Genomic DNA, 25937 nt, shown 5'->3' on the forward strand with positions numbered 1-25937 from the left:
TCGGTCGTCTCTCGCCCAAAAAGACTTGTCAGCACAAAGATAATTTCACAGATAATGCCCTCTCCCTCGTCTCGGAATCGAGATTGGCGGTGCAATCGTCGCGCGTTTCTCGCTGGTGCTGGCGGACTCGGTGTCGTCGCGCTCGCGGGGTGTCTTGGAAGAACCAGAAGCGGCGGCCAAGCAGGCGACGACTTTCCCGAAGGCGTCCGCTTCGACGTGGACTGGCCGAGTTACGCCCACGACGACGCGAACACGGCGTTTCTTCGAGAGGGACGTGCCGTTTCTGAGCCAGTGGTAGAGTACGAAATTGATTTTGACAGGTGGACCGGGGCCAACACCCACCCAGACGTGCCGCCGAGGGAACCAACCGTCTCCGGCGACGTGCTGTTCATGGCGGGTAACCCCGTGTGGGCCGTCGATTACACGACGAAGGAACTGAAGTGGGCACGTTCAGCCACCGGCCAACTACCACCGACTGTACTCGACGACACAGCCTACGCGACGACCTATGGGCCGAATGCAAAGGATATCAGCGGTGTCCGTGCCCAAACTGGTGAGACGTTCTGGTCGGCCAGCCTTCCCGATTTTCCAACCACATCACCTGCCTTCTCCAACGACCGAAAGACGATGTTCGTCGGCCTTCGAGACGAACAACTCTGCGCCGTCGATGTCGATTCCGCCGACGTACTGTGGACTCGTGACCTCTTCGGCGAAGTCGTGGGACCGCTCGCGATCAATCTCGGACAGGTGTTCGCTGTGACTTCCGGACAGAAACTCTACTCGCTCGCCGAGGATGGCACCGGAATCTGGGAGGCGGCGCTGGAAACGATTGGACCGGTCGCGCCTGTCGTCGGCGAAGAGCGAGTCTATGTTGCCGGACGGGACCGAATCGCCGCGTTCGACCGAAAAACCGGACGTCTCGTCTGGGAGGACGACACTGGCGTACGGTACCGGCTCGCCTTCGACGGCGAGCGAATCTACGCCTCGAACGGGAATCTCCGCGTCCTCGACGCAGAAACCGGCGAACAACAGTGGAAGTACTCGATTGAATCGGGAACCGTCTCGGCAGCGGCGGTTGTTGACGACACGGTGTACGTCGGCACGAGCAAGGGAGAATTGGCCGCACTTGACCGAACCGGCGGCGGTTTATTCGACGAACAGAAACGCTGGTCGCTCTCGCTCGGCACCTACGTCGGCAACTCGCTCGCCTCCACCGACCGGCGGGTGTTCTGTCCGGTCATGCGCGACGGGGCGGGTGTCGGTTTGACCGTCGTTGCAGACTCAGCAATCGAAACTCCGGAGTGACACGGATACTTGAATTGGAATCTAATTGGTCTGAAAACCGGATAAAACGAATATAAGGACGCTCTCGGCGGGCGTATTGTACTCTTTTTCACGAATATAATTCATCACCTTATAAAGCGAATATAGAATTGCTATGGAGCTTAACATGCGTGCAATAGCATACGGTTTCGGTGCTACAATCCTTCTCGGGATAATTAGCGGACTCACCATTCCATTCACGAACCTCACCCTCCCGGTCCTCGGATACGCCCTCGTTGGCGTTCTCGGTGGCCTCGTGGCTGGATATATGGTTGCAACAGGCATGGCAGACGGTGCGATTAACGGCCTCGTCGCAACGATGCTCGGTGCGATTATCGTCGCCATCGGTCTCGTCGTGTTCAACGTCCTGTTCACAGGCGTGTTCTTCGGCCTGACGACACTCGCCGCCTCGATCGTCGTCATCGCCCTCGCCGGTATTCCCGGTGTCGTCGGTGGCGCACTCGGAAGCATGCTCCACGACCGCTCCGAAGCCCGGCGCAGCAGACCCGTGGCTTAAACGTCTCGTTCCTCCTGACCTTCCGATTTTGTCACCGCCACCGAGCGACTGCTCCGTGGTAACGACAAGGTACTTGTCACCCGATTGAGAATCGCCAATAAATGCCCTCCCAAGACGGTTCACCCAGCCAGCGGTCAGGCTCTCGGATGGCCGCTGCATCGAATTCGCTTCGGCGGCGTGTCCTCCTCAAAACACTCGGTTCAGGTATGCTCGCCGGTGTAGCCGGGTGTGTCAGTAAACCGCGGGGCAACAGCGAGGCAGGCCCACAAGATTGGCCATATCCTCATTTTTCCGCCAAGGGGACGAGCTACAACCCTGCATTGGTTGGTCCACGGTCGAAACCGAGTGAGTCGTGGGGCGTCGAAGTCACCGGCTTTTCGAGGGGAAGACCGATTGTCCACGGGCAGACAGTCTACTACGCAAGTGACCGGCGAATCCGTGCGTTCGACGTGGAAGACGGAACCGAGTTGTGGGCCTTCGAAACCGAAATTGACTACGGATTTCGTTCGCCGCTGACCGTCGATAGCGACCACGTCTACATCGGACAAACAGGGACTCGACCCGGCGTCCTCGCGCTGTCACACGACGGCGAAGAAGTGTGGCACGCACCGACCGAATCGGGCGTGTGGGCACCGATTATTAAATCTGCCCCCGATTCGGACCATCTGTTCGCCGCCGACACAGATGGCTACATCTTTCGAATTCGCACCACTGACGGGAGAATCGACTGGAAGACCCGCGTGTTCGGTCCAATCCGTGCGTTAGCAGGCAACCACAGCGCGTTCGCCGTGGGTACCGAAGGTGGCGAAGTCAGCATGTTCCTCGATGAAGGCCCCGACCAAGAGCCAACTGGCCTCTGGCGGACGAAACTCCCCGGCGGAATTCAAGCACTCTCTGCGGGCAGGGCCGGAGACGTGTTTGCCGGGGCGTTCGGTGGCGGCGTCGCTCGTCTCGAAGAGGGCCTCCATGCGGGAGCGGTTCGGTGGCATCAAGAAGAACCATCCCCTCACAAATCCGTCGTCGTCGGCCCGAAGCGTGTTTTTGCAACCGATGGTCTCGGACTCCATGCCTACAACGAACGGACGGGTGAGGACTCGTGGTTTGCCGAGGGCGACTTCTTCGCCCCGCCCGCCGGTGCTGGCGACACGATTTTCGTCTCCGAGACGAGCGAAGACGGCGGCGTCATCGCCTTCGACCGTTCGGGCGGCGTCGGCGTCGATAGCCTTCGGTTCGGTGTACGTCGCTGGCGCTACGCTCTCGATGGTGGTGCGGAGACTGGCCCGACACCCGCCCACGATGCGCTCTTCGTGGTCGAATCAGGTGATAAAAACGAGTCAGCACGACTCGTCGCGCTTCGCGCAGAATAGCGAGGACCGACGAATTCAGACCGGTTATTCTTCAGGTGCGCCCGAGACGATTTCGACACCCGAGGAGGCACCGATACGCTCGGCACCGGCTTCGAACATCGCCACGGCGTCTTCGTAGGAACCGACGCCGCCGGAGGCTTTGACGGGCAGGTACTCGGCCATCAGTTCCACGTCTTCGATAGTCGCGCCACCGTCGGCGAACCCAGTCGAGGTCTTGACGAACGCGGCGTCGGCTTCGGCGGCCGCCTCGCAGGCGCGGTGTTTTTCTTCTTCTGTGAGCAGTGCCGTCTCGATGATGACCTTCACGGGAATCGGCACGGCAGCGACGACTTCGGAGATGTCCTCTGTCAGAAGTTCGTCTTCACCTGCTTTGAGACGACCGATGTTGATGACCATGTCCAGTTCGTCCGCGCCTGCTCGCCACGCATCGACTGCTTCTTCGCGCTTTGCGGCCGTGGTGTTCTGGCCGTGTGGGAAGCCGATGACGGTTGCGAGGATGACCTCAGGTGCATACTCGGACGCTTCTTCGACGAAACACGGCGGAATACAGGCGTTCATGCCCCACTCGTCGGATTCGTCGAGGACGGCTTCGACGTCGGCCATCGTCGTCTCGGGTCCGAGAACGGTGTGGTCGATACGGGCGGCGAGGTCAGATTGGTTCATACCGGTTCAAATCCGGGCGGGCTAAAGAACGTAAGGCTTTCACTGTGCCCGGCCGCGCCTCCTGCATGGCCATCCTCCCCGAAGGATTCGCGCTTCCGCCGCTTCCCTACTTGTTCGTCCTCGTCGCCGGACTCGTCGGCGTCGGTGTCGGGTTCAGCCGTCGCCGCCCGGACGTTTCGGCCGACCACGTCCTCGCGCTCGTCCCGTGGATGGTCGCCGGTTCTGCACTTCACGTTCAGTACGTGACCGGGCTTCTCCCACCCCTTATCAGGCCATTCGCCGGGACACCCGCGGTGTATCTCTCTGTTGCTGTTCTCGCCGGAGTGACGTGGCTCGGCCTCGACGCTGTCGGTGCCTTCTCGGCTCGTTTGCTGGCGATACTCGGCGTCGCGCTCGCGGGCCTGCTCGTCGCCGTCACCCTCGTTGCGGGCTTCCAAGCCGGAACGCTCGCCATCTTTTGGCCAGCAGTCGGATTCGCCGTCTCCGTCGTCCTCGCGCCCGTCGCGTGGGTGGTACTTCAGCGAATCGACCCCGAGGTGAGCGTGGCCGGGCCGTTAGGTGTACTCGCACTCTTCGGCCACACCCTCGACGCCGTTTCGACCGCTGTCGGCATCGACGTTCTCGGCTTCGGCGAGCGAACGCCGCTCTCACAGGTCATCCTCGACGTTGGCGCGGCGCTCCCGACGGCCGACGTTCTCGGCGTCGGGTGGTTCTTCGTCCTCGTGAAAATCGCCATCGCCAGCCTCGTCGTCGTCTTTCTCGCCGATTACGTGCGCGAAGAACCGACCGAAGGCTCGCTCCTTCTCGGATTCGTCGCCGCCGTCGGCCTCGGCCCGGGCGTCCACAACTTGCTCTTGTTCGCCGTCTCGGGCGTCTGACGGGGTTCGACAGCCTACTGCTGGATTGTGAAAGAGACCCGTGGAGTTATCTGCGCGCCCATCCGACACTTACGGACGCATGTCCCGAGTTATCTGCGCCGGTCACGTCAACTGGGACGTGACGCTTCGCGTCGATTCACTTCCCGACCCAGATGGCGAAGCGACAGTCAAATCCCGCGTCGGAGCGGGCGGTGGAAGCGCCGCCAATGTCGCCAGTGGACTCACCGGATTAGACGTTCCCGCAGCACTGCTCGGAAGCGTCGGAAACGATAGCCACGGGCGTGGGGCAGTCGCCGAATTGGCCTCGAAGGGCGTCGATTGCCGCTACGTGATGAACGTCGATACTGGCCCGACGACGGTCAAGTACATCGTCGTCGATGCCGCGGGCGACGTGTTCGTCCTCGGGTCGCCGGGCGTGAACGAATCCTTCCGCGCCGACGACTTGCCGAAGAGTGCGCTCGCCGAGGCCGACCATCTACATTTGACGAGCCAATCTCCCGAGACGGCGGCGCTTCTCGCGTCGCGCGCCTCCAATTCGGGAACGACCGTCAGTTTCGACCCTGGCCGACGAATCGGTGACCGCGGCTACGCCGATGCGATTCGAAACGTCGATTTCGTCTTTCTCAACGACCGTGAAGCGGCAACCGCACTCGACGAGGCCGCAGGGAACGGCGATATCAGCGACGCACTGAACGAGACGACACTCGTCCTCAAACACGGGCCAAAGGGTGCGGAAGTTCGGGACGGAGACGACCAGTACGCCCACCCCGGCTATCCGGTCGATGCCGTCGATACGACCGGCGCAGGTGACGCATTCGCTTCCGGATTCATCGCGGCACGGCTCGATGGAGCGACCTACGAGCGAGCATTGGCAGTTGCAAACGCCTGCGGCGCGCTCACTGCTGCCGAACCCGGCGCACGAACGCAACTCAGTTGGCGACGGCTCGATGACTTGCTCGAAGCGACGTAGTCGAGTGGGTCAGTTCGACCCCACACATTTTAGTCCCTCCCTGCTTTCGTCGGAACAATGCTGACGCTGGTGGGTTTGGGAGTTGTCGCACTCGGGGCGCTTGCAACGGGGGCGACTTTCACCATGAAGGTCGTACTCGGCGCACTCGTCGGGGTCGCGGCCGCGGTGGTGATGGACATCCCGATGTGGCGCCAAGACGAGGGCTTTACGCCCGCGTATATCGCCGCATCGGTATTTCGGAGAGCACGCCCCGACGAGGTGAGTTTCATCGACGCGAACGTCGTCCACCACCTCGCCGGAGCCATGGCCGGGATACTGTATGCGTTTGTCTTCCTCCTGAGCGATTGGGTTCTTCCAGAGTTGCCCCTGTTCGGCACCGACGCGCTCCCACACATCATCTCGTCGCTGTTCGTGATGGTGTGGATTTACCTGCTGTTTGCCCACCTCGTCTTGCCTCGTGCTGGGCGCAGTATCTACGAGGAGCGGGCGACTGCCGTTAGAGGCCAGTGGCTTCGCTCGTCGCTCGTCTTCGGCGTAACGATGTTTCTGCTCGCTCCAGCGGTGTTCGCGGGCATCGCCTGACCGTCGTACGCAAGAGTGACCCGTCAGGTAGGATGCGTCGAGAATACACACCAATTCTGTAACACCCGAACCCATCGAACCGCGTCGTTTTTCACCGCGACACGAGACGTTCGACTATGGCGAAACAGCCCCATCTCCTCGTTGAAGAAGGCGACGTAAACGACATTGCGCTCATCCCCGGCGACCCGGGTCGTGTGGACCGCATCGCCAAGCAGTGTGAGAACGTCGAAGAAGTCGCAGAAAACCGCGAGTACAAAATCGTCAACGCGGAGTACGAGGGCGTCCCACTCACTATCTCTTCGACAGGTATCGGCTGTCCGTCGGCCGCTATCGCGCTCGAAGAACTCGCTCGGGTCGGCGTCGAGACGTTCATTCGCGTCGGCACCATCGGCGCACTCCAAGCGGACATCGAAATCGGCGACATGATTGTCGCAACCGGCGCGGCCAAAGAGGAAGGAACCTCGAAGCGCTACGAGTCCGAAGTCTATCCTGCTGTCCCGGACTACAACGTCCTCACCTCGCTCGTTGACGCGGCGGAAGCCAACGACGAAGACGTACACGTCGGCCCTATCGTCTCCGACGACGCGTTCTACAACGAGTCCGACGAGTACGTCAAAGACTGGAACGACGCCGGACTGCTCGCTATCGAGATGGAGGCTGCGACGGTGTTCTCGCTCGCTCGCCGCAAGGGCCTCCGCGCCGGTGCCATCTGCACCGTCGATGGCAACCTCGTCGCTGGCACGCAGAAGGGTGCTGACTCCGACGAAGAACTCCCAGAGAAGGCGAAGAACAACGTCGAGCGCGCCATCAAAATCTCGCTCGACGCCGTCGCCGACCTGAACTAACTCCGCGATGCGTCTGCGCCGCATTCCCGTGAAACTCATCGCTCGCGCGAAATCGCTTCGCACCCGAATTCGACGGGCAGAGCGACGGGAACTGTCGGCGTTTCGACGCTGGATAGAGAACACGAACAACCTCCTTCACCTGACGAGTCTGCTCGTCATTCCGCTCCTCATCGGGGTGGTGACGTTCGTCTCGAACGCGATTACCGAACTGTCGTTCCTGTTGTTTCCACCGCTCGCGGCGGGGACGTACACGCTCTTTGCCGACCCAGAAGGTCGCTATGCATCGCCGGTTCGGTTCGTCGTCGCACTCACCGTCGGCGCACTGTGTGGACTCGTCGCCTTCGCGTTCACCCAGTGGGCCTACGCGCCCACGGAGACGGTCATTGTCCATCCCACATCTGCCGCACTCGCAATTCTCCTCGCCGGAGCGGCGACCTGGGCACTGGACGTGGAAGCGCCCTCGGCGTTTTCGACCGCACTGCTGACGCTGGTGACGGGTGATGTCGAACCCGTCGAGTACGTGGTGAGTATCTTCTTCGCCAGCGTTGTCATCGCCCTGTTCTTCTGGGTGTGGCGCGACGAGTTCTACGAACGACGGGCAGAGTACCTCTACGAGACCGTCCGCGGTGACGACCACGTACTCGTGCCGATGCGGGGCGATACCTCCCGCCGGACTGCCTTCTTTGCGGCCCGGCTCGCGGCCGCCCACACGGCTGGAAAAGTCGTCCTCCTCGACGTACTCGAGCCACGCGAGACTGAAGGCGCACGACCAATCGACCCCAGCGAAGAAGTGCATAGACTTCCGGACGAACCTGCGACCGAAAGCACCGGAAACCCAACTGCCGACGCCGCGGTTGAACGCTTGAACACGGTGGCACATCAGATTCGAACGCGAATCGGCGTCCCGGTCGAAGTCGTCGTCGCTCGCGGCGAACCACTGCCGACGACACTCGAGACCGCGAAAGGGACCAACTGCGACCTCGTGGCGTGTCCGTACGAAGAGGATAGAGGGTTTCTCTCTGACTATATTCGCGGCCTCTTCGGTGGCGAGTACGACACGGTCGCATTTCGGTCGGTCGAGGACCGTGAAAAGTGGCGACGGGTACTCGTCCTCGTCGCCCGCCCCGGCGACACTGCACACGCGATGGTCGATTTTGGGACGCGCTTGGCCGGAAAGACCGGGAGTGTGAGCGTCACGACGTGCATCGCCTCAGAAGTCGAACGCCGGAGTGCCGAGACGAAACTCGCAAACCTCGTCGAGACTGCCGATGGCAACATCGAAACCCGAGTCGCACGCGCACCCGTGACGAACTTCCTCTCTGCGAACGCACAAACGTACGACCTCGTCGTACTCGGGTCTAGTGGCGAACGGTCGGCGGCCTCGCGATTCATCTCGCCGCCGACGTTCGAGCGAATCAAAGAAATCGACTGCGACGTGGCCGTCTTCGACCGCGGCCACTCGAACTAGGCGGTCGTCGCTCAGTCGTCGAGCGTGCTGTCGTCGAACTGTTCGTCTGGGTCCACACCGGCCTGTTCCATCACTTTCTCTGGTTCCTCGTCGAGGAGTTTCGCTTCGAGTCCTTCGAGGCCGCTGCCGCCGATAGCAGATTCGGCGAGGAAGTGGCCGCCGAGCGCGGCAGGACTGATGACTGTGTTCGCACCGGCGCGCCGGAGTTTGTTCTCGTTTTCGCGGTGCGTCGCGGCGGCGACGATGTGGATGTCCGGGTTGAGTTGGCGTGCGGTCAGGATGGCGAGCGCGTCTTCGGCATCGTTGTTCGTGGCCACGATGACGGCACGAGCGGTCTGAACGCGAGCGCGTTCGAGTGAGTCTTCGCCGCTCGGGTCTGCCGTCAGCACATCGTAGCCGCGTTCGGTGAGTCGCTGGGCGCGTGCCGTCTCGGGTGTGATGATGAGTACATCTGCCCGGTCTTCGAGTTCTTCGAGAATCGGTTCGGTCAGTTCTCCGTGTCCGAGGATGAGAACGTGGTTTTCGAGGATGTCGAGTTGTGTGTCAGTCATTCGTCCGAGTGCTTTGGAGAGTCGTGCTTCGATAGCGGGTGTGAGAAGGACACCGAGGGCGACCGCGAAACTTGCAACGGTGACCAGAAGCGCCGAGAGACCGAATAGCTTGGCAATCGCCGTATCAGGAGTGATGTCGCCGTAGCCGACGGTACTGCCAGTGACGAGCGCGAAATAGAGCGCGTCGAATGGTGTTTCGATGCCGTTGAACTGCTCTCTGAGGGCGTAGGACCCTGCCGTCGCGTACGACAGCGACCCAACGATGGCGAGCAGTGCAGACAGTTGCGTCACTGTGAGGTCGATAGCCCGGTCGAAGACGCCGCGGTTGAGGACGAGAAGGGCGAGTCCAATGACCGAAAGACCGACGAGCAGCACCGCACCCACAGAGCCTTGAATCAATCCCTGTAACGCCGAGACAGGAAGTAAGACGAGTGCGAGATACCAGGCCGACCGAAGTCGGCGCCGAAGGCCGAAGCTATTTGCGAGCAACAGAAAGCCGGTCAGCGTCCCGGTGAACCCGGCGAGCAGGCGAACCGATTCGGGGATGTACGCCCCGAGTACGCCTCCGGACACGGGGACGCTGATGTTCACCAGTCCGATACCCGTCGAGAAGACCGCGGCGAGAAAGACGACGCCGATGGTCATCCGCGCACCGAACCAGTCACGTACCGACACCATATCACCAAGTCCACGTAGTCACACGAAAAAAGTGGATTGGTCTGGGCTCGTAAGCATGACAGTTGTTCGCACACCCCCCGGTACACATTTAGTCGGCCAGCGAGTGAACCCGGCTATGGCTTCACTTCCCGTCGAAGTCGTCTATGGTCTCTACTTCGGCGTCTTAACCGGGTTGGTGCCCGCGCTCGTCGCGTGGTCACTCGGGTTCGGGTTTCGCTATATCACGGGAATCACCGTTCCCGGTCTCGCGGTCGTCGTCCTCAGCGTCGCCATCGCGGGCGCGAGCGGCGGGCTCATGGCGCTGGCTGACCCGAGTCTCACCCAGTCCGAGAACCAAGTTCGACTCACCGTTGCACTCCTCGTCGTCCTGATGGTATCGCTGTATGCGCACAATCGAGGCGATACCTTTGCGACCGAAATCCCACGGAAGGTCTCGCTTCGAAAACTCACCGAGCGAACCCTCTCAACCGACGTGGTCGAACTCGTCGGCGGACGCGGACAGGTCAGCGTTACCGTCACGGGCGACGTTGGCGACGTAGAGGGATACCCACCGATTTCGCCTGATTTGCGGGCGAAGATTCGTGACGGAGAGTGGACGTTCCCCGCAGATATCCCGATTCCAGAGTTAGAGACACGATTTGCCGACCGATTGCAGAGTGAGTTCCACCTCGCGGCCGTCGAAGTCCATATCAACGAAGAAGCGAAAGCGGCTGTCTCTGTTGCGCCACCGAACGGTGGCGTCTCGCGCCGTCTGAAGTCCGGAACACGCGCAGTCGCCATCTCGACACTCGTTCCGACCGGTCTCGCACAGGGCGACGAAGTGACCGTCGTGACCGACGACAGTAAAATCGAAGCGACCGTTGCTGGAATCACTGCCTCGGCCGAATCGACGGACACTGAGGTAGACGAGGAAGACGACAGACCGGTCATCACACCGCGTGCGCCGACGGCCGAAGGTGGAGACGGAACCGTCACGCTCGCGGTAGACCGGGGTGCAGTCGAGTCACTCCTCGGAAGCGACGTTCGACGCCTCGAAGTCCGCTCGCGCGGGGTCAGACGTGAGTTCGAACTGCTCTCGGTCCTTCGTCGCGCAGGAAAGCGATTTGCGCGCGTGACACCTGCCGCGGATGGCGCACTCGACGACGTGACGCTCGGTGGATCAGACGTTCGAGAGACCTACGGTGTGGCGATTCTCGCCGTCAGACACGAAGGGAGTTGGAAAGTCGCTCCCCGTGGTGACCATCGCGTTCGCGCGGGAGACACCGTGTTCGCCGTCGGGTCGAGAAGTGATTTGGACCGGTTTACGGAGGTGGTCGCGTGAGCCATCGTGGATGGCGAACGCGACTACGCCAGACGAACGGTCTGGAGGTGGTCGCGTGAGCGACCCAGTTACACTGTCAGTCCTGCTGTCGCAGGTATCGGTCTCGCAGGTACAAGTGTCGGTCCCGCAAGTAGACGACTCGCTCGTTCGTCTCTTCTTGCGCTTCATCGGTCTTCTCGTCGGTGGGTTTCTCACGTCCGCGCTCGCGGCGCTCGGCTATCGTTGGTTCACCAAAGAGGTGATTCCACAGGCGCTCGCCGTGCTGTTTGGCTCTGCAATCGTCGCCCTCTATCTCAACACCGTCGGCCTCTTCGCTGACGTCCTCGGCGAGGCGGCCAGTCCGGTGTTCGAACCCGAGGCAGTGCTGTTCAACGCGGGCGTCCTCATCGGTGCGGCGCTCATCTCACCGGTCGGTCGCCTCGTCGGTGACCGAATTGCGACGGACGTGTTCGCAGTCGCTGGCGCGAAAGAACTCGACGCCGAAGTGAGCCGTCTCGTTCGAACCGTCGGGCGCGTGACGTCGTTGACGCTCCCAGACGAAATCGAAGATATCGAAGCGTACGACCCGGTCTCGGAGTCGGTCAAAGCGCAACTCGCGGGAAAGACGCTCCTGTTCCCACGTCGCTTGACACAGGATGACCTCCGTGACCGACTCGCCGCGAGACTGAAAGAAGACCACGGCGTCGGCCACGTAGACGTGGAGTTCGACGACGATGACCGTGTGTCGTATCTCGCACTCGGGAGTCGAGTCGCCGGAATTGGCGTGACACTCGCACCCGGAACCGTCGCAGTTCCGATTCACGGTGACCCCGGACCCGGTGCCACCGCGGGTGACCCGGTGCAAGTGTGGTCGATACCGAAGACCACCACCTCGACAGACGGTGGCGAATCGGAAGTACAGCAGTCGGTGGCGTCGAACGGAAACACCGAAACGACGGGACAAGACGAAGAGACGACCGAAAAACCACCAACACCCCAGTCGCCGAAGCGGGTTGCCTTTGGTGAACTTCGAGGCATCGCCAACGACACCGCCACAATCGCACTCGATGCCGACGATGCAGCGGCACTCTCGGCAGACGAGACGTATCGACTGGTCACGCTCCCGTCGGAACCACACATCGACCGTGAGTTTGCATCGCTCCTCCGAAACGCCGACGAGACGATGGGCGTCATCACGGTTGCCGAGGGCGCAGAACTCGATGGTCGACCCGTCTCGGACGTTGGCGCAACCGTGGTTGCGATTCGTGCCGCGCACAACCCGGTCGATGCGATTCCGAGTCACGCTCGCCAACTCGATGCCGGTGACGTTCTCTACGTCGTCGCTCGCCCAGAAGTACTCAGAAAAGTCGAACAACGGGCGACGATGGCTGAGACTGACGGTGGTGACGAATCTGGTGGCGATGGCGACGGCCTTGAGTGGACCGCGCTCTCCGAAGACGAACTCGATGCGGGGGCGCAATCCTCATGACCACAGAACGAGGAGAGTGTCCATGGAGTGGAAATTGTTCGCAGACCTCGCGGAAGTCGCCGAGGCGCGAACGGTGTCGGTAGAGGTGCAGACGAACGCCACCGTTGGCGAGGCGCTCGATGCGCTGTTTCAGGCGCACCCGGCGCTCGAGTCACGAGTCATCGCCGACGACGGCGGCCTGCACGACCACATCAACGTGCTTCGAAACGGCGAACCCGCAGAGCTTGGGATGCCCGCAGAGACGGGCGACGAACTCGCACTGTTCCCGCCAGTGAGCGGCGGCTAAGTCGAAAGCGTTGGAGATGGATTCTCACGTACTTCCAAGACGAGTAGCGATGCTCGACCAGTAAAACGTAGAAAAGAGAGACGTTATTCGGATGGCCGCGGGCGAGCGGTGAACAGCGTCTGGACGACCGAGAATGGGTCGTAGACGGACTGGTGGCACTGACAGTAGACGTCGTTTTCTGCACCGAACTTCGCGGCGTCGGCGGCCTGTTTGTAGCCGGGGACACAGCAGAAGTGGGTACACTTGTTGAGCCACGCGATGACGCCCTGGTCGGTCGAAGCGGCCAGCCATTCGTTGTCCTTGGCGGCTTCTTCGATTCGACTCGACCGAATCACCTGAATCGGAATCGTGTCTTCGGAGTCCTGCGAGCGCCACGTACCGGTTGCGGGCATCCCGATGCCTGCGCGTCCGATACCGTTGCCCCACTCTTCGTAATCGGCGAAGTCGTTGACGTTCAGACGGTCACCCGCGCTGTAGGTTTCAGATTGCCACTCGTAGGCACCGGAGTCCGAGATGAAGTAGTTATCAGACTCGTAGTCAGGCTGGATACCTTCGTAGGACTCGACACCACAGTACTGGAACCACTCGGAAGAGTAGGTGACACCGGTTCCTTTGTAGTCGTCAGTACTCGCAACGGTGACTTCGATACCACCTTGATTTTCGGTCGTCACTTCGGGCCACACGCCCTTGATGAAGCCTTCCGAATCGATTTCGATTGGAATCTGCGGCATCCCGCGCGGGGCAGGCCCGCCGATGTTCTCGATGGCGTACGCTTGCGTTGCACCGCCACCCGCACCGGGCGAGGTGGTTGCGGTGTTGATTGCGGCCGCGCCAGTCGTTCCCACGCCCGCGAGCGCCGCTCCCCCAACGACGCCTTTGACGAACCGACGGCGACCTGAGTCGCTGGGGTACTTGTCGCTATCGCTCATATTCAGAACTTCGAGTGGGCCAGTAAAAGCGTGACGAATCCCCCGTGTGGGAATGTAACAACACCGTGGTCGCTGTCGGCGTCACACACGCCGCTTCAGGGAGAATCTACCAGTCGTTTGCAAACGTTCATTTAGAATGGAAACTCGGGCAATTTTTCGACGCTACTCGTGGTCTTTTACCACTTGGTACTCGTATCTGAGTATACGATGCGATTGCACACCAGGGACGTCCGACAAGACGTCCGCGAGCTTGGGGCACTGCTCGGGGACGTGTTGGAGGCGCAAACGTCGACTGCGTCGTTCGAAACGGTCGAAGAGCTTCGAAAGGCGGCGATTGCCTACCGGAAAGGCGATGCAGGCTCTCGTGACGACCTCTACGAAGTCCTCTCAGAACTCGACCCCGAAACGGAGAGCGTCGTCGCGCGCGCCTTCACGACGTATTTCGAACTCATCAACCTCGCAGAAGAGCGCGAGCGCGTTCGCGTCATCCGCGAAGGGTCGCAAGAAGGAACGCTCGAAGACGGTATCTTGGATACCCTCGACGAACTCCGCGACGAAGACGTAGACGAAGAACTCCTGAGTACGGTCCTCAACGACGTCCTCATCGAGCCAACGTTCACCGCTCACCCCACCGAAGCACGCCGAAAGACGGTCAAAGCCAAGCTTCGGTCGATTGCAAACCGGCTCGAAACCCTCGATGAGCGACGATTGACCGACCTCGAACACGACCAAGAGTGGCGACACATCGTCGCGGAGGTAACGAGCCTCTGGCAGACATCCCAGGTGCGCAATCGTCGCCCCGAACCGACAGACGAAGCCCGAAACGTGCAGTGGTACCTCGAAAGTATCCTCTTCGACGTCGTCGGAGAAGTCTACGAGGAACTCGAAGAAGTCCTCCACCGCGAATATCCGGACCTCGACGTGCCCAAACTGTTCGAGTTCCGCTCGTGGGCTGGCTCTGACCGCGACGGCAACCCCTTCGTCACGGTCGATGTTACCGAAGAGACGCTCGAACGACAGCGAAACGTCGTCTTGCAAAAGTACAGCGACTCGCTCAAACGCCTGTCGGGTGTGTTGAGCCAGGACGCGACGCGCGTCGAAACCGGCTACAAACTCGAACGCTCGCTGAAAGCCGACCGTGACCTGCTCCCGGTCGTCGCCGAAGAGGCCGACGAGCGGTATCCCGACGAGCCGTACCGCCAGAAGTTGAAGCTCATGCGCGAGCGACTCCGCCGCATCGAGGACGTTCGACCGAACGGCTACAACGAGCCATCGGAACTCATGGACGACTTGGAAGTCATCGACGCCAGTCTCCGGAGTACTGGTGCTGGACAGGTCGCCGACGTGTACGTCGAACCCCTGATGCGACAGGCCGATACCTTCGGCTTCACCCTCGCCAGCCTCGACCTGCGTGACCACCAGAAGAATCACACCGAGGCGGTTCACGACGCACTCGCCCACGAGGGCATCGACTATTGCGGCCGCTCGGAATCCGAACGCGTCGAACTCCTGACCGACGCGATTCTCCAAGAAGAACCGGTCGTGGACTTCGAAACCGTCGAAGACCTCTCTGATACCGCACAGCGCGTCCTCCGCCGCTTCCGCAAACTCGGCGAGTGGCAGCGTGAGTACGGCGTCGGCGCTATCGACACCTACTGTATCTCGATGACCGAAGAGCCGTCACACGTCCTCGAAGTACTCTTCTTGGCCGACCAAGCGGGCGTCGTCTCGCTGCCTGACCACTGCGGACTCGACGTGGTTCCACTCCTCGAAACCGAGTCCGCGCTCAACGGCGCGCGCCGCATCATGGGCACGCTGTTCGAGAACGAGGCCTACGAGAAGGCGCTCGCTGCCCGGAACAACGTCCAAGAGATTATGCTGGGCTACTCGGACTCGAACAAGGAGAACGGCTTTCTCGCCGCGAACTGGGACCTGTACAAGAACCAGCGTCGTCTCGCAACCATCTGCGACGATTTCGACGTGACGATGCGCCTGTTCCACGGCCGCGGTGGCTCGATTTCGCGCGGTGGCGGTCCGATGAACGAAGCCATGCTCGCACTGCCGAACGAGACGGTGACCGGTCAAATCAAGTTCACCGAGCAGGGCGAAGCCATCGCCGAGAAGTACGGCAACCCGCGTATCGCCGAGCGCAACCTCGAACAGATGCTCAACGCGCAAGTTCGCGCGCGACTGCAAGCAAAGCGCGAACCCGAAGAACACGTCCCAGAACGCTGGGTTGACGCGATGGACACCATGTCCACGGCGGCGCGCGCCGAATACCGTGACCTCCTCGAATCCGAGGGGTTCGTCTCGTACTTCGAGCAGGCGACGCCGATTACGGTTATCGAAGAACTGAACCTCGGTTCGCGTCCTGCATCGCGGTCTGACGCAGAGCGCACCGTCGAAGACCTCCGTGCGATTCCGTGGGTGTTCTCGTGGACCCAATCGCGGTGTATCCTTCCCGGTTGGTACTCGCTCGCCGCGGGTGTCGAAGCCTACCTCGACGAGGACGGCGACTACGACACGGTCCGTGAGATGTACGACGAGTGGCCGTTCTTCCGCAGCATGCTCGATAACGCCGCGATGTCGCTCGCGCGGACGGACCTCGAAATCGCCGCCGAGTACGCGAACCTCGCGGACGAAGACCTGCGCAACGAGTACTTCCCGCGTCTCCAAGCCGAGTACGAAGACGCCGTCTCGCTGATGCTGGATATCACCGACCGCGACGGCTTACTCAAGCGTGAATGGCTCGAACAAAGCCTGTCGCGCCGGAACCCCTACGTTGACCCGCTAAACCTGTTGCAGACGCACCTCCTGTCGCAGACCCACCGGACAGACGACGAAGAACGAACGCTTCGGCTGACGGTCAAGGGTATCGCTGCCGGGATGAAAAACACCGGATAAGCACGTCCCGGCCACCACCGGGGCACTTCCTTGGTGCTCGATTCGTTTCTGCGTGGTTACGCGCGACGGAGGTCGTACGGATGCGAACAGACCGGACAGGTCTCACGCGCCAACCGATACTCACTTTTGAGCCGTTGCCGGACACCGTCGAAGTGTGCGTTACCCTCGTAGTTCGATTCCACCATTTGTCCGCAGTGCGGGCAGGCCACCACCACTGTCGCCATAATTGACTCTACGGAGTTATCCATCATATATGTTCACTACTGCTTTCAGCGCGACAACAGCGGTGAAAAAGAACCGTCGAAAACGCCAGACTGAGAGAGTTTCAGCGATTCCTGACGCTAGTTAGGCGTGGTTCCACGGCGCGGCGTCGAAATCGACGATACGGTTCGTCTCGTCGAGTTCGTCGATGGCCTGGATATCTTCGTCGTCCAGTTCGAGGTCGAGTGCCGCGAAGTTGTCGCGGATGTGTGCTTCACTAGATGCTTTCGGGATGGCGGTTGCGCCCTTGGCCATAATCCACGCGAGCGACACTTGCGCGGGCGAGGCGTCGTACTTCTCGGCGATTTCGACGATGGTGTCGTCGTCGGCGACCTGATTCCGGGCGATTGGCGAGTAGGCGACGAGATGGTGGTCGTACTCGTCGGCGAGGTCGCGGAGTTTCTTCTGCTGGAGCAGTGGGTGCATCTCGACTTGGTGGGCAAAGAGCGGCGCGTCGAGTTTCTCGATAGCCTCCTCCAGTTGGTCGGGTCGGAAGTTGCTCAGGCCGACGTTCGCAATCAGGCCCTCGTCGTAGAGTTCGTCCAGCGCGGCGAGCGTCTCGTCGGCGTCGTAGGTGTCGAGCGGCCAGTGGACGTACAGGAGGTCGATAGTGTCGATACCGAGTTTGTCGGCGGATTCGTGGGCAGTCTCTTTGACTGCCTCGGCGGAGAGGTTACCTGTGTCGAGTTTCGTCGCCACGAAGATGTCTTCGCGGGGGACATCGGACTCGGCGAGCGCTTCGCCGACGTACTCCTCGTTGTTGTACATCTGGGCAGTGTCGATGTTGCGGTAGCCGACGTCGAGGGCGGTTTTGACGGCCGAAACGCACTCGTCACGGTCTTCGAGTTTGTACGTCCCGAATCCGAGTTGCGGGAAGTTCGTCATGTGAGTATGGATTGGGTGGAGCGGTTCAAAGTCTGCGGTTGCGGTAGGTGACGAAGACGTGTGTTACACCTTCGTATCGAACGAGAGCGTCATGGCGCCACCTGCGTCGATTCGGACGTCACACTCAGCGTATCTGAAAAATATCGATTGGTCGGGACCAGACGCCAGTTCGTCACCGGTCGGTCGAAACAATACATCGAGCGCGTCTGGGTCGATGTAGTCGTTCAAAATTGGAATCTGGTCGAGTCGGCGGTCCGTCACCGAGGCAACCGCATGGATGAGAATCTCGGTGGCGGACTGTTGCTGCGGGTCGAATGCGACTTGAAACTGGTCTCCGTTCTCATGCTCTGTCTTTCTGCTCGTCGTGGATTTGGTGTCACTATCTGTCATGGCGTGTTAGCGGAACGTGTGAGAACTCGATGATGCGTTCCGCGAGAAGGTCGCGCGAAGATAGCGAGGTGTATCGCCCGGTAAGTATCGTTCAAGTGGTCCCGACGCAATGAGGCCGAACACATGTGGTGCCCTGTGATTCCGTTCTTTTACATCCACTTGCATACCCATAACAGTACGGACAAGTGACAGTTCGAAGGTATGACCCGCGTGCTGTACAGTCGCTCAGAACGGTTCGTGTTCGAGGTGGGACAGACGGGATAGCATCGCAGTCTCACAGAATCGACTTGTGACCCATTGTGTACGTAGCGTCCGTCGCTCGTTCGACGATGAACTCGTCTTCGTCAGAAAGCCCGGTTTCGAGTGCGGTCACGAACTGCGCCAGAAGTTCGTCGTCGAGAGAGTCCCACAGTCTGCTCGAATCCAAATCACTCTCGCGCACGACCGCAAACGCACGCCGTCGAACTCGAATATCTGGGTCATCGAGTGCTTCGATGACCTTCTCCACGATTTTCGGCGCACGCTCGTGGGGCACACAATACCTCCCATCGACAGTCTCCCAGACGTGGGTCGAAGCGCACGTCACGGCCGCAGCACGGACGATACCTGATGGGTGGTCGAGTGCGCTCAGCAGTTCGTCGAGATGGTCGAAGAGTGGTTGTTCTCGTGGGTCAAGAGACCGTGCGTCGATACTCCACAGGCAGCGGGCGGCTAACTCCTGCGCCTCCTTGGGGCCATCCAACGCCTCGAAGAGTAACTCAGGATAGTCTCCCACTCTGCGTTTGTCCGCCGAGAGGTACACGAGCGCACCCATCCGGTCACGTGGGTCACTGCTCCGAGCGAGTGTCTCGATATCTCCTCCTCGTTGATGCTCCATCGCGTCGAGAAGAAACGGCCGAGATTCCGGATACCAGAGATGTCTCGCCATCTCGGACCAGAGTGACCGAGTGGAGACGTGTGGGCTTACGGCTTGAATGATATGCGCGAGTCGCCGCCGGTTTTCCGAATCGGTCTCTGGGTCTCCGAGGAGTTCGAGGAGCAGTCGAATCGTCTCTACCAACTCGTCACACCGTTTCCGGCGGCGCTCACCAGAAACAGCATCGACCGCGTTTTCGACCGACAGCGGTGCCTCAATATCCTCTTCCGAGAACCATTCGACCCGCTTTGCGAGGAGTCGCCGAAATTCCACCAGCGCCTCGTCGTGATTGGCAGTCTGGGGAACCTCAGTCATGAATCGTCGCCTCGATACCGTGGTTGACTCGGAAGTAGTCGATGACCTGTCTGCCGAGAGAGGAAGTGGTCTCGTTGAAATAGTCTGTTCGAACGAATCGGCCGTCGATTCGCTCGTACAACGTTCCGGTCCCGATGCACGCCGTATCGCAATAGTAGATTTCGAGCACCTTCGGAACCTCGATGTCGAGTTGTGGGTCGAACTTCTCACGAACCTTCCAGACGAGATTCCCTTCGTACTCCCACGTGTATGGCTCGCGCTCGCCGTATTTGGGGTGGTCGCTCAGTGCGTCACGCAACGCCGCTTCGAGTTGCGCGTACTCCCGGTTCGGGGCGTGAAACGTGATGCAGGAATAGCGACCCATGAGATGTGATGATGAAGTGTCGTGTGATAAACACTGGCTCCAAGAAGTGTGCCATAGAAAATTTCAACTGTCTGTGAGATTTTCTTGGAACAGTGGACTCCCGAGACGCGACTGTTCCGGATTCCAACGAACGCAGGGCTGAGCTACGAGTTCGTCCCTTTGGATACGTCGAAGACGAGGCGATTATCCGGTCAGTTGGCGACCGCGACCTGTACTTGGGCAATAAATTCGCAGCGGTCCCTGAACGTCACACGGAGGAATTTGACTACGTACTCTCTGCTACTGAACAGAGCTACCCACTCACGACACACCACCACCCACTAATCGACGGGGCTGGAAACGAGTGGGGCGAATTTGCGGCGGCAGTCGATACTGCACGATTGCTCTCCCAACGAGAAGGAAGCGTGTTAATCCACTGTACCGCCGGTATCTCTCGAAGTAGCACACTCATCGCAACCGCCATCGCTGCTGAAGAGAATCGGCGCTTCCGCGATGCGCTTGCAACCGTCCAAGAGACACGTCCGTTTGCAACACCCAATCCTGCTCTGTACGAATTGGCAGTCGTGTACCTCGCTGCGGAGCGTTAGCGCCAACAACGCTCTACCTCGGGCGGGATACCTACTTTACCCTCCATCAAAAACGCACACCAATGCCCTCTGAGAAAGAGAAGATGCTCGCCGGAGAACTCTACGACGCGGGCGACCCCGAACTCGTCGAAGAGCGCACGCGCGCACGCAGACTCACGCGACTGTTCAACGACACCGACGAGATCCAGATGGACCGCCGCGACGAACTCATCCGCGAACTCTTCGGCGACGTTGGCGACGAATTCGAAATCGAACCCACCTTCCGATGCGATTACGGCTACAACATCAGCGTCGGCGAGAACTTCTTCGCCAACTTCGATTGCGTCTTTCTCGACGTGTGCCCCATCGATATCGGCGACAACGCAGGACTCGGTCCGGGGGTCCACATCTACACGGCGACGCATCCCATCGACGCCGCCGAGCGAATCAAAGGCCCGGAGTTCGGTGACTCAGTCACTATCGGCGACAACGCGTGGATTGGCGGACAGTCGGTCATCAATCCGGGTGTGACCATCGGCGACGACGTGGTCGTGGCGTCTGGGTCGGTCGTGACGAAAGATGTCCCAGACAGCGTCGTGGTCGGCGGTAACCCAGCTCAAATCATCAAAGAACTCGACTAAACTGGCAATTCACACACTGTTTGTACATCAATTGGCAATGTGCGTTTTATTGCCACAGACCAATGGCTCCGAAATCGTTTTGAAGGCCAATTGCGCACAGTCAGTATGCCGACGGACGAATACGACCCTACACTCGGGCGCAAGTTCATTTTCGTAACGGGGGGCGTCATGTCCGGCCTCGGAAAAGGAATCACGGCCGCCAGCACTGGCCGTCTCCTGAAGAACGCCGGATTCGACGTTACAGCAGTCAAAATCGACCCGTATCTCAACGTTGACGCGGGCACGATGAACCCCTACGAGCACGGCGAAGTCTACGTGCTCAAAGACGGCGCGGAAGTCGACCTCGACCTTGGAAATTACGAGCGTTTCTTGGGCATCGACATGACCGCCGACCACAACATCACGACCGGGAAGACGTACCAACACGTCATCCAGAAAGAACGCGCGGGCGACTATCTCGGAAAGACGGTCCAGATTATCCCGCACGTCACCGAAGACATCAAGCGACGAATCCGCGAGGCCGCCGACGGCACCGACGTCTGTATCGTCGAAGTCGGTGGCACCGTCGGCGACATCGAATCGATGCCCTTCCTCGAAGCCTTGCGCCAGTTCGCCTCCGAAGAAGACGACGACGACGTTCTCTTTACCCACGTCACGCTCGTCCCGTACTCGAAGAACGGCGAGCAGAAGACGAAGCCGACCCAGCACTCCGTCAAGGAACTCCGAAGTATCGGCCTCCAACCCGACATTCTCGTTGGTCGCTCGGACGACAAACTCGAAGCCGAGACCAAGCACAAGATTGCGCAGTTCTGTGACGTGCCGGACGCCGCGGTGTTCTCGAACCCCGACGTGCCGGACATCTACCACGTCCCGCTGATGGTCGAAGAAGAAGGACTGGACGAGTACGTCATGGAACGCCTCAAAATCGAAGGCGAGGCACTTCCGAAAGAAGAACGCGATAGCCGCTGGCGCGAACTCGTCACCGCCGAGCGCACCGGTTCGGTCGATATCGCACTCGTTGGCAAGTACGCGCTCGAAGACGCCTACATGTCCATCCACGAGTCGCTCAAGCACGCTGGCATCGAGTGTGGCGTCGATATCAACATCCTGTGGGTCGATGCCGACGAGATGGACGAGAAGCACGAAGCGCGCTTGCAGGACGCAGACGGCATCGTCGTCCCCGGCGGATTCGGCTCGCGTGGCACCGACGGTAAAATCGAGGCCATCCAATATGCCCGCGAACACGACGTTCCGTTCCTCGGTCTCTGTCTGGGCTTCCAGATGGCGGTCGTCGAACAGGCACGCAACGTCCTCGGCTACGAAGACGCCCACTCCACCGAACTTGACGAGGATACTTCGTATCCCGCCATCGACCTGCTCCCCGAGCAGTACGAAGTCGAAGACATGGGTGGCACGATGCGACTCGGTGCGCACACGACGGATATCACGCCCGGCACGCTCGCCGAAGAACTCTACGGCGACACCTCCTGTACGGAGCGCCATCGCCACCGCTACGAAGTGAACCCCGAACTCATCGACGAACTCGAATCCGAAGGCCTTCGGTTCTCGGGTCGCGCAGAAAATCGTATGGAGATTCTCGAACTCACGAACCACCCGTTCTTCTTCGGGACGCAGTATCACCCCGAATTCCGCTCTCGACCAGACCGCGCAAGTCCGCCATTCGTCGGCCTGCTCAAGTCGGTTCTCGGCGAACTGGACGCGCGTGAACTCAACACGGAGGTAGTCAACTAATGGTAAACGTCGACGAATTCATCGAAGAAGCGAAAGCAAACATCCAAGAACAAATCGGCGACGAACACGCGATTATCGCCCTCTCGGGCGGTGTCGATTCGTCTGTCGCGGCCACGCTCGCCTACGAAGCAGTCGGCGAGCAACTCACGCCAGTCTACGTCGATACCGGCTTGATGCGTAAGGGCGAGACCGAAGAAATCGCAGAGACGTTCGACTTCATGGAGAGCCTTCGCATCGTCGATGCCGAAGACCGCTTCTTCGAGGCACTCGAAGGTGTCGTGGACCCCGAAGAAAAGCGCAAAGTCATCGGCGAGCAGTTCATCCGCGAGTTCGAACGCGAAGCGAAAGACACCGATGCCGAATACCTCGTGCAGGGGACTATCTACCCCGACCGTATCGAGTCCGAAGGCAACATCAAATCGCACCACAACGTCGGTGGCCTTCCGGATGTCGTCGATTTCGAGGGCATCGTCGAACCCGTCCGCGACCTCTACAAAGACGAAGTGCGCGACGTTGCGCGCGCACTCGGTCTCGAATCGGTCATCGCAGAACGCATGCCCTTCCCCGGCCCCGGTCTCGCCGTTCGCGTCATCGGCGAGCTGACGCCCGAGAAGGTACAGGTCGCCCGCGAATCGTGCCACATCGTCGAAGAAGAAGTCGCAAAGCACGAACCATGGCAGGCGTTTGCCGCCGTCATCGGCAAGGGTACCGGTGTCAAGGGAGACAACCGCGTCCACGGATGGATTGTCTCCGTGCGCTCTGTCGAATCGCGTGATGGCATGACCGCCCGCGCACAGGAACTCCCGTGGGACACCCTCCAGCGCATCCAGTCGCGTATCACCGGCACGAACGAGAACGTCGCGCGCGTCGTCTACGACGTGACGCACAAACCACCAGCGACCATCGAATACGAATGATTGCACTCATCGCAGGCCCCGACGGCGACGGACTGGGCGAAGCACTCGAAGCCGAAGGCGTCGAAATCGTCCGTCTCTCAGACCCCGTCGGTGCTGAGACACTCGCAGGCGCAGATGTCGAAACGGCCGACCTGTTCGTCCTCACCGACATGGCCGATGCGACGGCCATTTCGGTGGCAAAGGAACTGAACTCAGAGATTCGAATCGTCACCTACTCGCACGACTCGCTTCCCGAGTTCGCGAAGGGACAGGCAGACTTGGCTATCGACCCGAACCTCCTCGCTGCCGACGTCGTCGCAGAAGAACTCGTCTGAGATAGCTACCAGGGACAGTCTGTCTCAGCGAGCATCGGTTTTCTACTCTACGTCTCGTTTTCTCACTGCCAAGAGGGAGTCTGACGCCTTGGAGAGTCCGAACTGGGTGACTCTATTGTGCTGACTCGATATCGCGTGTTCCGACGAAAATAGCGAGACGGCAGGGTATAAGCGGGGCCACGAAAACCGAGAGGAAACGATGACTGTAACAGGTAATGTATTATCATCGACAAGGGATGGTACTTCGACCCTTATTTTTCGTAGACCCCGAGAAAATTCAGTTTAAGACTGTCGTGTGCCGGGGTAACTCAGAAAATCCTTAGTTTAATTCTAGGCAAAATGTATGAAATAAACTTATGATGGTACAACACGTCATACCGTTTGCACATGAGTTCAATCACTCGACGCACTATCCTGAAGGGCCTCGGTGCAGGCGGGGTCCTGATAGCCGGTGGTGCGAGCATCGTAGCAACACAGACAGACGAAGATTCGGAGGACACGGCCAAGTTCCGTGTCGGCCACTTCTCCCCCGATACACCCGCAGTCAACGTCCTCATCGATGGCGAACCGTTCCCTGACTTGCAGAACGTGTCCTATGGGACGCTCTCGGGGTACTTCGAGGTGCCTGCGGACACGTACAACGTGCAAGTCGTCACCGCAACTGGTGACGAGGCCACGACAGAGACGACGACTGCAGACGGTACCGAAACCGCCACAGACACAGCGACGAGTACCGAGACGACGACCGACGTAAACGAAACGGCGACAGACGCGGGTCCCGAAACCACGACGACCGCGATGGAGACCGAGACGACGACGGAGTCGGGGACCGAAACGACGACAGAAGCAGGCACTGAGACGACGACTGAATCAGGTACAGAAACCACGACGGAGTCGGGAACAGAGACGACGACCGAATCGGGGACGGAGACCGCGACCGACGCGACGACCGTCGTCTCGGGTAACGAAACCACGTCCGCGAACGAAACGACGACGAGTACCGAGACGACGACCGAGATGAGCGAAGAATCCGTGGTCCTCATCGACGAAGACGTGACCCTCCAGTCGGGCGTCGATTACACGATTGCCGCCACGGACGTCTTCGACAGCATCGACCCGGTCGTACTCGAAGACGAGACCGAACCACTGGACGAGCCCGAAGCGCAGATTCGGGCCGCCCACTTCGCGCCCGACGCGCCCGGGGTTGACCTCGCTGTCGTGGACGGACCCGACGTCGTGAAAAACCTCGAATTCGGTGAGGTTTCCGACTACGAAACCGTCGATGCTGGAACCTACGACTTGGAGATTGTCACCTCGCAGGGGAAGGACCTCGTCCTCGAACTCCCGCAGATAGAACTTTCGGCAGGCGATTCCTACTCGGCGTTTGCCATCGGATTCGTCGAAACTGCAGGTCCGGGATTCGCAGTCCTCCTGTCGAACGACACCTTGGCCTCGATGATGGCTGGCGCGGAAACGACGACGACAACGACCGCGAACGAAACGACGGCCGAGGAAGGAACGACCACGGAAGAGGAGACGACCACCGAAGAGGGTACTACGACTACGGAGGAAGAGACGACCACCGAAGAAGGAACCATGACCACCGAAGAAGGGACCACAACGACCGAGGAGGGGACGACCACCACGATGGCGAACGAGACAACGACCACAACGTCGTAACACAGTCACTTGGTCCCCCCTGACGCTTTTTTCTACTCACAGAGTAGACGAGTACCGCCTCGTGAGTCTGATTTCTCCCCTAAAAACTGCATTCTACTCGACCGAGAGAGAACCGAACCGATGACCGTCACAAGCCTCAGAAACTCAGACATGCCGCACTTTATATCGGGACAATTTGTCTGAAAT

The 25937-nt window shown here is 60.1% G+C and carries 26 protein-coding genes; 18 read left to right on the top strand and 8 right to left on the bottom strand.

Translation table 11 applies throughout. The features are described from left to right. Positions 1-54 precede the first annotated feature (54 nt). The 3 genes from ACK509_RS12905 to ACK509_RS12915 all read left to right on the top strand — a co-directional run bounded on the left by ACK509_RS12905 (position 55) and on the right by ACK509_RS12915 (position 3207). On the top strand, positions 55-1305 hold the full coding sequence (locus ACK509_RS12905) for a PQQ-binding-like beta-propeller repeat protein (protein WP_410766948.1): 1251 nt from the start codon (positions 55-57) through the stop codon (positions 1303-1305). 145 nt (positions 1306-1450) lie between these two features. Continuing rightward, positions 1451-1840 carry a DUF5518 domain-containing protein gene (locus tag ACK509_RS12910; protein WP_410766949.1) on the top strand — a complete coding sequence of 130 codons (390 nt, stop codon included), beginning with the start codon at positions 1451-1453 and terminating at the stop codon, positions 1838-1840. 146 nt (positions 1841-1986) lie between these two features. Beyond that, entirely contained in the window at positions 1987-3207 is a 1221-nt protein-coding gene (locus ACK509_RS12915; RefSeq protein WP_410767261.1) for a PQQ-binding-like beta-propeller repeat protein, read from the top strand. A gap of 24 nt (positions 3208-3231) precedes the next feature. Here ACK509_RS12915 and deoC read toward each other — a convergent pair whose 3' ends face one another. Continuing rightward, entirely contained in the window at positions 3232-3870 is a 639-nt protein-coding gene (gene deoC, locus ACK509_RS12920) for a deoxyribose-phosphate aldolase (RefSeq protein ID WP_410766950.1), read from the bottom strand. 65 nt (positions 3871-3935) lie between these two features. Here deoC and ACK509_RS12925 point away from each other — a divergent pair, with 65 nt between their 5' ends. The 5 genes from ACK509_RS12925 (at position 3936) to ACK509_RS12945 (ending at position 8613) form a co-directional block, all read left to right on the top strand. Then, complete coding sequence (locus ACK509_RS12925; protein WP_410766951.1) at positions 3936-4748, top strand: DUF63 family protein; 813 nt, start codon at positions 3936-3938, stop codon at positions 4746-4748. Between the two features lie 79 nt (positions 4749-4827). After that, the gene (locus ACK509_RS12930; RefSeq protein ID WP_410766952.1) at positions 4828-5718 is read left to right on the top strand and encodes a carbohydrate kinase family protein; all 891 of its coding nucleotides are present in this window, start codon (positions 4828-4830) and stop codon (positions 5716-5718) included. A gap of 57 nt (positions 5719-5775) precedes the next feature. Next, the gene (locus ACK509_RS12935; RefSeq protein WP_410766953.1) at positions 5776-6300 is read left to right on the top strand and encodes a hypothetical protein; all 525 of its coding nucleotides are present in this window, start codon (positions 5776-5778) and stop codon (positions 6298-6300) included. Positions 6301-6416: 116 nt separating this feature from the next. Then, positions 6417-7145, top strand: a complete 729-nt coding sequence (locus ACK509_RS12940) for a nucleoside phosphorylase (RefSeq protein ID WP_410766954.1) — start codon at positions 6417-6419, stop codon at positions 7143-7145. Positions 7146-7152: 7 nt separating this feature from the next. After that, positions 7153-8613, top strand: coding sequence for an HPP family protein (locus tag ACK509_RS12945; RefSeq protein ID WP_410766955.1), 1461 nt, complete (start codon positions 7153-7155; stop codon positions 8611-8613). An 11-nt stretch (positions 8614-8624) separates the two neighbouring features. Here the strand turns inward: ACK509_RS12945 and ACK509_RS12950 are convergent, their stop codons facing one another. Beyond that, on the bottom strand, positions 8625-9842 hold the full coding sequence (locus ACK509_RS12950; RefSeq protein WP_410766956.1) for an NAD-binding protein: 1218 nt from the start codon (positions 9840-9842) through the stop codon (positions 8625-8627). A 115-nt stretch (positions 9843-9957) separates the two neighbouring features. On the opposite strand from ACK509_RS12950, the gene ACK509_RS12955 reads away from it, so the two are divergent. From ACK509_RS12955 to ACK509_RS12965, 3 genes are read left to right on the top strand one after another with little or no spacing between them, the layout of a single operon-like run. Beyond that, positions 9958-11163: a potassium channel family protein gene (locus ACK509_RS12955; protein ID WP_410766957.1), complete on the top strand. Its 1206-nt coding sequence runs from the start codon at positions 9958-9960 to the stop codon at positions 11161-11163. 55 nt (positions 11164-11218) lie between these two features. Then, positions 11219-12631, top strand: a complete 1413-nt coding sequence (locus ACK509_RS12960; RefSeq protein ID WP_410766958.1) for a TrkA C-terminal domain-containing protein — start codon at positions 11219-11221, stop codon at positions 12629-12631. A gap of 22 nt (positions 12632-12653) precedes the next feature. Beyond that, on the top strand, positions 12654-12917 hold the full coding sequence (locus ACK509_RS12965) for a ubiquitin-like small modifier protein 1 (protein ID WP_410766959.1): 264 nt from the start codon (positions 12654-12656) through the stop codon (positions 12915-12917). Positions 12918-13000: 83 nt separating this feature from the next. Here the strand turns inward: ACK509_RS12965 and ACK509_RS12970 are convergent, their stop codons facing one another. Further along, on the bottom strand, positions 13001-13846 hold the full coding sequence (locus ACK509_RS12970) for a ubiquinol-cytochrome c reductase iron-sulfur subunit (protein WP_410766960.1): 846 nt from the start codon (positions 13844-13846) through the stop codon (positions 13001-13003). A gap of 207 nt (positions 13847-14053) precedes the next feature. Between ACK509_RS12970 and ppc the strand changes: the two genes are divergently transcribed. After that, complete coding sequence (gene ppc, locus ACK509_RS12975) at positions 14054-16750, top strand: phosphoenolpyruvate carboxylase (RefSeq protein WP_410766961.1); 2697 nt, start codon at positions 14054-14056, stop codon at positions 16748-16750. 56 nt (positions 16751-16806) lie between these two features. Here the strand turns inward: ppc and ACK509_RS12980 are convergent, their stop codons facing one another. The 5 genes from ACK509_RS12980 to ACK509_RS13000 form a co-directional block, all read right to left on the bottom strand. Beyond that, positions 16807-16974, bottom strand: coding sequence for a hypothetical protein (locus tag ACK509_RS12980; RefSeq protein ID WP_410766962.1), 168 nt, complete (start codon positions 16972-16974; stop codon positions 16807-16809). Positions 16975-17095: 121 nt separating this feature from the next. Continuing rightward, positions 17096-17896: an aldo/keto reductase gene (locus tag ACK509_RS12985; RefSeq protein WP_410766963.1), complete on the bottom strand. Its 801-nt coding sequence runs from the start codon at positions 17894-17896 to the stop codon at positions 17096-17098. A gap of 63 nt (positions 17897-17959) precedes the next feature. Further along, positions 17960-18286 carry a HalOD1 output domain-containing protein gene (locus ACK509_RS12990; RefSeq protein ID WP_410766964.1) on the bottom strand — a complete coding sequence of 109 codons (327 nt, stop codon included), beginning with the start codon at positions 18284-18286 and terminating at the stop codon, positions 17960-17962. A 274-nt stretch (positions 18287-18560) separates the two neighbouring features. Further along, complete coding sequence (locus ACK509_RS12995) at positions 18561-19517, bottom strand: hypothetical protein (protein ID WP_410766965.1); 957 nt, start codon at positions 19515-19517, stop codon at positions 18561-18563. Beyond that, the gene (locus ACK509_RS13000; RefSeq protein ID WP_410766966.1) at positions 19510-19881 is read right to left on the bottom strand and encodes a hypothetical protein; all 372 of its coding nucleotides are present in this window, start codon (positions 19879-19881) and stop codon (positions 19510-19512) included. Before ACK509_RS13000 ends, ACK509_RS12995 begins: the two co-directional genes overlap by 8 nt. A 92-nt stretch (positions 19882-19973) precedes the next feature. Between ACK509_RS13000 and ACK509_RS13005 the strand changes: the two genes are divergently transcribed. The 6 genes from ACK509_RS13005 to ACK509_RS13030 all read left to right on the top strand — a co-directional run bounded on the left by ACK509_RS13005 (position 19974) and on the right by ACK509_RS13030 (position 25751). Next, the gene (locus ACK509_RS13005) at positions 19974-20468 is read left to right on the top strand and encodes a dual specificity protein phosphatase family protein (protein WP_410766967.1); all 495 of its coding nucleotides are present in this window, start codon (positions 19974-19976) and stop codon (positions 20466-20468) included. A gap of 62 nt (positions 20469-20530) precedes the next feature. Further along, positions 20531-21088, top strand: coding sequence for a maltose acetyltransferase domain-containing protein (locus ACK509_RS13010; protein ID WP_410766968.1), 558 nt, complete (start codon positions 20531-20533; stop codon positions 21086-21088). Between the two features lie 105 nt (positions 21089-21193). After that, positions 21194-22840 carry a glutamine hydrolyzing CTP synthase gene (pyrG, locus tag ACK509_RS13015; RefSeq protein ID WP_410766969.1) on the top strand — a complete coding sequence of 549 codons (1647 nt, stop codon included), beginning with the start codon at positions 21194-21196 and terminating at the stop codon, positions 22838-22840. Continuing rightward, the gene (gene guaA, locus ACK509_RS13020) at positions 22840-23757 is read left to right on the top strand and encodes a glutamine-hydrolyzing GMP synthase (protein ID WP_410766970.1); all 918 of its coding nucleotides are present in this window, start codon (positions 22840-22842) and stop codon (positions 23755-23757) included. The genes pyrG and guaA overlap by 1 nt, the downstream gene beginning before the upstream one ends. After that, positions 23754-24071 carry a CTP synthetase gene (locus ACK509_RS13025; protein ID WP_410766971.1) on the top strand — a complete coding sequence of 106 codons (318 nt, stop codon included), beginning with the start codon at positions 23754-23756 and terminating at the stop codon, positions 24069-24071. The genes guaA and ACK509_RS13025 overlap by 4 nt, the downstream gene beginning before the upstream one ends. A gap of 387 nt (positions 24072-24458) precedes the next feature. Next, the gene (locus ACK509_RS13030) at positions 24459-25751 is read left to right on the top strand and encodes a DUF4397 domain-containing protein (RefSeq protein WP_410766972.1); all 1293 of its coding nucleotides are present in this window, start codon (positions 24459-24461) and stop codon (positions 25749-25751) included. The last annotated feature ends 186 nt before the right edge of the window (positions 25752-25937 follow it).

Origin of the sequence: Haloferax sp. DFSO60 (assembly GCF_046557615.1) — an archaeon.
In the GTDB taxonomy this organism is placed as follows: Archaea; Halobacteriota; Halobacteria; order Halobacteriales; family Haloferacaceae; genus Haloferax.